Here is a 7,057-nt window from a genome sequence, read left to right as displayed (position 1 = left end):
GAACCGGGACGCGTGAAGGCGTCCCCCCCGGCCGACGTCCGGCGTCGGCCGAAGTCAGCGCCGCGGGGGCAGCGGCACCGTGTCGACGGTCACGGGCCGCTCGTCGCGGCCGGGGCCGGCCGGCAGCGAACGTACGGCCGCTGCGGCAGTGCCCGGCGCCGCCGGGAAGCGCGGGGCGGCGGAGTTCCGGGTCCGGTGGGCGATCCCGTGGCGCCGCCGCCCCCCGGCGTCCCGTGGCGGCCGCCGTGCCGCAGGCGCCGATGACCAGCAGCGCCAGAGTCGGTGCCGCCGCGCACGTCCACGGGCGCCGCCGCGCCCACCGGCGCGGAGCCGAAGTCGTGGTCTTCATGGCAAGCTCCTCCGACACCTCCAGCGAACCGCCCGTACGCCGCGGTCCGCCAGGGACCGGTCGGCACCCCCGCCAGGGTCGAACGGCCGCGCCCGGCCCCCATCGGCTGCATCAAAGCGGTGCCACTGGAGGCGAGTTGGGGGAACCCGAAGGCGGACGGTCGGGGTCCTTGCGGCCCTGTACGGGGGCGACGGGGCGGCGGCAGGCTGGCGATGACAGCGCGATGGACGTGACGGACAGTGGAAGGGCCGGCACGGCCTCGGCGGCTCGCACACCGAAAGGCGTACGCCATGCAGACACACCCCACGCGGACAGATGTCGTCGCGGGAGTGGACGGCTCCCCCGAGAGCCTCGCGGCCGCCCACTGGGCGGCCCAGGAGGCACTGCGCCGGGGCGCCGGGCTGGGCCTCGTGCACGCCTGGCACTTCCGCCCCCGTCCGGAACCGGACGTACCGCTGGGCACCACCGAACGGGACTGGGCCGAGGAGATCCTGCGGGATGCGGTGGACAGCGTCCGCGCCGCCCATCCCGCGCTCACCGTCGACGCGGACCTGGTGTCCGGCTCCGCCGTCTCCGCGCTGCTCGGCGCGGCGCCCGACGCGCGGCTGCTGGTGCTGGGCTCACTCGGTCTGAGCGGCGTGGCCGGCTTCGTGACGGGCTCTGTGTCCCAGCGCGTCGTGGCCCGCTCCCCGCGACCGGTGGTGCTGGTGCGGGCGGGGCAGAGCGCCGCCGCCGAACACCTGCCCGCGGTGGACGGCGTGGCCCCGGACGAGATTCCCGAGATCCCCTTCCGGTCCGTCGTCGTCGGTCTCGACCTCGGCCGTCCCTGCGACGAGCTGATCGAGTTCGCGTTCGACGCGGCCCGGCGGCGCCTCACCGACCTGCGGGCCGTGCACGTGGTCGACGGCCAGGACGCGGCCGAGGGCGGAGCACGGGCCCTGGCGGCGCTCCTGCTGCCCTGGCGCGGCAAGTACCCGCAGGTGCCCGTGACCGAGACGGTGCTGTCCGGGCGGCCCGCCGCGGAACTGGTCCGCGCCGCCGAGGGGGCCGGCCTGGTCGTGGTGAGCCGCCGCATGGGGGGCGCGGCCGGCGACCACACCGGCCCCGTCACCCGTGCGGTCCTGCACCACGTCTCCTGCCCGGTCGCCGTGGTCCCGCACGCCTAGCCCAACCCGCACGCCCAGCCGGACCCGCACGCCCAGCCGGACCCGCACGCCCAGCCGGACCCGGACGTCCGGCCGCACGTCCGAGTCCGCGGTGTGCGGAGGCGTGTGCGGCGTGTGCGGTGTGTACGACGGGTGACGCCGCCGGTGGGCCGGCGGTGGCTGCCCGGCGGGTCGGCGGACGCCTCGTGGCGGCCACGAGAGGGCGCCGGGGCCGCGGTGCGGCGCGGACCACCCCACTCCGCGACTTCTGTTCCCGACCGCTTCCGACCAGCCATGATCGGTCCCTTTCGGTTCCGATCGCGGTGGCGGTGGTGGCGCTCGGTCTGTCGTGCGAACCCTCATACCAGAGCGGGACGCCGACCGGGGGAATTTGTCAACTGCCCACCGCACCTGATGCGTTGGTGACTACTGTGAGTGGCCGCCGGGCGACATGGAGCCGCAGTCCCGAAACGACCCCGTCGGCCGGCACAGCGATGGCGCATGCCCGCTCACGCCCCGCGTGAGCGCACAGGCCCGACGGACCAGTACGAGGACAGTACGAGGAACAGATGTCTCACCTCCGTGCACCGGCCGCCCGCACCGACCGCCGAGAGGGCGGCCGGCACGGGCGGCCGGTCGCCCGCACCGTCACCTCGCTGCCCGAGACCCGCTTACGGCCTCAGCTCATGCGCCTGGCGGTGCTCCCGCCGACCGCCGTCGCCCTCAGCGCCGGCGCCGCCGTCCTCTTCACCGTGCGCTCCACCGGCGCCCGCACCGGACCCGTCCTGTGGGCCGTGCTGGCCGGCGCGTTCTCCGTGGCCCTCGCCGGCATCGCGATCGCCGCCGTCGCCGCCGGCCGCGCCGCGCGGTCCGTGCACGAGCGGATCGGCGCGCTGCGCCGCAGCACCGCACGCCGCGAGGCCGACCTGCGCGCGCTCCTCGACGCCCTGCGCCACGGCGAGCCCCCCGCCCCGCGCAAGCCGCGCGGCGGCCCCGCGCCGGACGCCGACGACTTCGAGCTGCTCGCCGCCGACCTGGCCCGCGCCCACGACGGTGCGGTCGCCTCGGTCGTGCAGGCCACCCAGCTCTCCAGCCAGGCCGGCAGCGAGCAGAAGCTCGAGGTCTTCGTCAACCTCGCCCGGCGCCTGCAGTCCCTGGTGCACCGCGAGATCTCCATCCTCGACGAGCTGGAGAACGAGATCGAGGACCCGGACCTGCTCAAGGGCCTCTTCCACGTCGACCACCTCGCCACCCGGATCCGCCGTCACGCCGAGAACCTCGCCGTCCTCGGCGGCGCCGTCTCCCGCCGGCAGTGGAGCAACCCCGTCTCGATGACCGAGGTGCTGCGCTCGGCCATCGCCGAGGTCGAGCAGTACTCAAGGGTCAAGCTCGTACCGCCGATCGACGGACGCCTGCGCGGACACGCCGTCGCCGACGTCATCCATCTCCTGGCCGAACTGGTGGAGAACGCCACGGTGTTCTCCGCCCCGCACACCCAGGTCCTGCTGCGGGCGGGCCTGGTCACCTCCGGGCTCGCCGTGGAGGTGGAGGACCGGGGCCTCGGCATGCCGGTCGGCGAACAGGTCAGGATGAACGCCCTGCTGGCCGACCCCGATCAGGTCAACGTGGCCAGCCTGCTCGCGGACGGCCGCATCGGACTCTTCGTCGTCTCGCAGCTGGCCAAGCGGCACGGCATCACCGTCCGCCTCCAGACCAACATCTACGGCGGCGTCCAGGCCGTACTCGTCGTACCCCAGGCCCTGCTGGGCCCGGCCCCGGGGGCCCTGAACGGGCACGCGTCGCCCGGTGCGCAGTCAGCTCCCCCAGGGGGCACGCAGGTTCAGGCCAGTGAGCCGGGGGTCGGCGGTGGGTCCCCGGGCGCGCCGCGCACCCCACTCCTTCCACAGCTCCCGGCGGAACAGCACGGCACCGACGCCCACCTCAGGGCCGCCGCACCCGGCACGGACGTACGCCCCGGAGCGCCCGGCCGGGACACCGACGTACGCCCCGGAGCGCCCGGCCGGAGCACCGGCGTACCCCTCGCACCGCCAGCACCGGACATCGGCGTGCGTCCGGGACCGGACGGCCAGGACAACGGAGTACGCCCCGGACCGGCCGGCCAGGACCACGGAGTACGCCGCGAACCGGCCGGTCAGGAGGGCGCCGGGGTGTCTGCGGGCGCGCCTGCGGCCGGGGCGCCGCTGCCGCGGCGCGGGGACCGGGAGCGGCGGGCGAATCCCGCCGACGCGGCGCCCGGGATCCGGCCCGAGGACCGTTCCGCCGTGGAGGCGAACGCCGGCGCTCCGCCGGCCCCCCGCTCCGCGGCCGTCCGCGGCACCATGGACCGGCCCCGGCTGCCCCGCCGCCGAGCCCAGCAGCACATCGTCCCGCAACTGCGCGGCGGACCGGCGCCCCGCCAGGACGGCGAGTACGTCGCCGCCCACGACCCCGGCCTGATGGCCGCCTTCCAGCGCGGCATCGGACTCGCCGAGAGCCGGCCCGGGCCCGACGAGCCCGCCGGCCCGGACACGCCGCCCGGACCCCTGGACGAACCGGCGCACGCCCCGGTCCCGCCCGGGGCCGTCGGCCCGTACAACTCGGGCGCGCCGGCCGGATGACCGGACCGCCGCCCACCGACACCCCACCCCAGTCCCCTGACCGCCCCACCCCCAGGGGCCTCGCAGACCTTCGTACGTACGTACTCCAAGGAGTCGATCCACCATGGCGAGCGATGCGCCGACCGGCCAAGTGTCCGACCTCGACTGGCTGATGAGCGGCCTCGTGCAGCGTGTCCCGCACACCACCAGCGCGGTCCTGCTGTCGTGCGACGGCCTGGTGAAGTCCGTCCACGGCCTCGACCACGACAGCGCCGACCACATGGCCGCCCTGGCCTCCGGCCTGTACTCCCTCGGCCGCAGCGCCGGGATCCGCTTCGGCGACGGCGGCGACGTGCGCCAGGTCGTCGTCGAGCTCGACTCGACGCTGCTGTTCGTCACCACCGCCGGTTCCGGCACCTGCCTCGCCGTGCTCGCCGGCCGCGAGGCCGACGCGGCGGTCCTGGGCTACGAGATGGCGATGCTGGTCAAGAGCGTGCGGCCCTACCTCGTGACCGCGCCCCGCCAGCACACCGCCGAACCCCCGGCGCTGCGGCCTTGAGCGCGGCGGCGGCCGGCGACGGGCCCTGGCTCGACGACGCGGCCGGACGGCTGGTGCGGCCCTTCACGGTCAGCAACGGCCGTACCCGGCCCAGCGTCGCGCTCGACCTCATGTCGCAGGTGATGGCCACCGGAGTGACACCGCTCGGCTATCTCGGTCCCGAGCACGGCCAGGCGCTCGACCTGTGCCTCGCCCCCGTCCCGGTCGCCGAGGTCGCCGCCCAGCTCAGACTGCCGGCCGCGGTGACCAAGGTGCTGCTCTCCGACCTCGTCGACTGCGGCGCGCTGACCACCAAACCCCCCGCGTACCACCACCAACCCACCGACCGGGCCCTTCTGGAGGCAGTGCTCGATGGACTACGACGACAGCTCTGACCGGGACGGCGGCCCGGGCCCGGACCCCTTCCCCACCGCCCTGAAGATCCTGGTCGCGGGCGGATTCGGGGTGGGCAAGACGACCTTCGTCGGCGCGGTGAGCGAGATCGCGCCGCTCAGCACGGAGGAACTGCTCACCACCGTCAGCGAGGCCACGGACAGACTCGACGGCATCGAGAACAAGGTCGAGACGACCGTGGCGATGGACTTCGGCCGCATCACCCTCGACCCACGGCACGTGCTCTACCTGTTCGGCACGCCCGGCCAGGAGCGGTTCTGGTTCATGTGGGACGAGCTGTCCGAGGGCGCCCTCGGCGCCGTGATCCTCGCCGACACCCGCCGCCTGGAGGAGTGCTTCGCGGCCGTCGACTTCTTCGAGCAGCGCGGCCTGACCTTCGTCGTCGCCGTCAACGAGTTCGACGGCGCCTTCCGCTACGAACCCGAGGAGGTGCGCGCCGCCCTGGACCTCGACGCGGCCGTCCCCGTGGTCGGCTGCGACGCCCGCATCTCCAGCTCGGGCGTCCAGACCCTGCTGACCCTCGTACGCCATCTCCTCGCCCAGGCGCCCGCCACCGCCTCCGCGCCCGGCCACGGCGCGCCCAGGTGATCCCCGGCGACCGCCGTCCCGAACCCGACGCCGACCCCGCACTCCCCACGGAGCCCCGCCATGACGCACGCGCACAGCGCCGGAGCCCGGCCATGAGCTACGACCCGCCGCGCCCGGCCGGTCGCCTGCTGCTCACCCCCGAGGACAAGGACGCACCCGCCCGCACCCTGCGGCTGCGCAGACTGGGTCTGGGGGAGCGCCCCGACCCCGATCTGGACGCCTTCGCGGACCACCTCGCGCACCTGACCTCGGCGCCGTACGCGATGGTCAACTTCCTCGACGACAGCGGGCAGTTCTTCGCCGGTCTGCACCGGCCCCGGCGCGACGTGCTGAGCGTCGACACCGCCGGGCCCGCGGACGGCGACGACCCGGACGGCACCCGGCGCGAGGTCGGCCGCCGGCTCGCCCGCGACCACGGCTTCTGCCCCCACGTGGTGGTGCGGCGCAAGGCGCTGGTCCTGGAGGACGTCTGCGACTATCCGCGGTTCGCGGGCAATCCGGTCGTCGACGAGTTCGGCATCCGCTCCTACCTCGGCGCGCCGCTGATCGACAGTACGCAGACGGTGCTGGGCACGGTGTGCGTGGTCGACGTCGAGCCGCGGCCGTGGGGCCGGGCGGGGCTGACCACCATCAAGGCGGCCGCCGCCGAACTCGTCCCCCGGCTGGAGCGGCGGGGGGAAGCCGAACACGGCAGGGCGTGAAGGAAAGCTGTGGCCGCGCTTAAGAAATCCTCGATGGACCAGCGGGCCGCGGTACGGCAGATTTCTGTGCGATTCCACCCCTCTCCCCGGACCCGGGCCCCTTCGGCGTGCCCGGAACCGGGCCGGAAGCACAGGAGCCGTAGCGTTGAAGGCGCTGGTCAAGGAGAAGGCGGAGCCGGGGCTGTGGCTCGCGGACGTGCCCGAGCCCGCCGTCGGACCCGGTGACGTACTGATCAAGGTCCTGCGGACCGGCATCTGCGGCACCGATCTGCACATCCGTGCCTGGGACGGCTGGGCGCGGCAGGCCATCCGCACCCCGCTCGTGGTGGGGCACGAGTTCGTCGGCGAGGTCGTCGAAACGGGCCGCGACGTCACCGAGATCAAGCCGGGCGACCGGGTCAGCGGCGAGGGCCACCTGGTCTGCGGCAAGTGCCGCAACTGCCTGGCCGGGCGGCGGCACCTGTGCCGGGCCACGGTCGGCCTCGGCGTGGGCCGCGACGGCGCCTTCGCCGAGTACGTGGCCCTGCCCGCCGCGAACGTCTGGGTGCACCGCGTCCCCGTCGACCTCGACGTCGCCGCGATCTTCGACCCGTTCGGCAACGCCGTGCACACCGCGCTGTCCTTCCCGCTCGTCGGCGAGGACGTGCTGATCACCGGCGCCGGGCCGATCGGCCTGATGGCGGCGGCCGTCGCCCGGCACGCGGGCGCGCGCAACGTCGTCGTCA

7 protein-coding genes are annotated in these 7,057 nt (G+C 75.0%); all 7 read left to right on the top strand.

Translation table 11 applies throughout. The annotated features are described in order from the left end of the window. The first annotated feature begins 639 nt into the window (after positions 1-639). Entirely contained in the window at positions 640-1,515 is an 876-nt protein-coding gene (locus IE249_RS10740; RefSeq protein ID WP_189704530.1) for a universal stress protein, read from the top strand. 548 nt (positions 1,516-2,063) lie between these two features. Then, positions 2,064-4,112 (top strand): sensor histidine kinase, encoded by a 2,049-nt coding sequence (locus tag IE249_RS10735; protein WP_229858047.1) that lies wholly within the window; start codon positions 2,064-2,066, stop codon positions 4,110-4,112. A gap of 103 nt (positions 4,113-4,215) precedes the next feature. Continuing rightward, positions 4,216-4,650, top strand: coding sequence for a roadblock/LC7 domain-containing protein (locus IE249_RS10730; protein WP_189704529.1), 435 nt, complete (start codon positions 4,216-4,218; stop codon positions 4,648-4,650). After that, complete coding sequence (locus IE249_RS10725; protein WP_189704528.1) at positions 4,647-5,024, top strand: DUF742 domain-containing protein; 378 nt, start codon at positions 4,647-4,649, stop codon at positions 5,022-5,024. Before IE249_RS10730 ends, IE249_RS10725 begins: the two co-directional genes overlap by 4 nt. After that, positions 5,002-5,631 carry a GTP-binding protein gene (locus IE249_RS10720; RefSeq protein ID WP_189704527.1) on the top strand — a complete coding sequence of 210 codons (630 nt, stop codon included), beginning with the start codon at positions 5,002-5,004 and terminating at the stop codon, positions 5,629-5,631. Before IE249_RS10725 ends, IE249_RS10720 begins: the two co-directional genes overlap by 23 nt. Positions 5,632-5,723: 92 nt before the next feature. Beyond that, positions 5,724-6,332, top strand: a complete 609-nt coding sequence (locus IE249_RS10715; RefSeq protein WP_189704526.1) for a GAF domain-containing protein — start codon at positions 5,724-5,726, stop codon at positions 6,330-6,332. Between the two features lie 145 nt (positions 6,333-6,477). Then, on the top strand, positions 6,478-7,057 hold a 580-nt coding region (locus IE249_RS36875; protein WP_229858045.1), incomplete at its 3' end, for an alcohol dehydrogenase catalytic domain-containing protein.

Source organism: Streptomyces anandii JCM 4720, from assembly GCF_014650655.1.
Lineage (GTDB): Bacteria > Actinomycetota > Actinomycetes > Streptomycetales > Streptomycetaceae > Streptomyces > Streptomyces anandii.
Note: the sequence above shows the minus strand (reverse complement) of the source record. Positions and strands in the feature narration are given on the sequence as shown.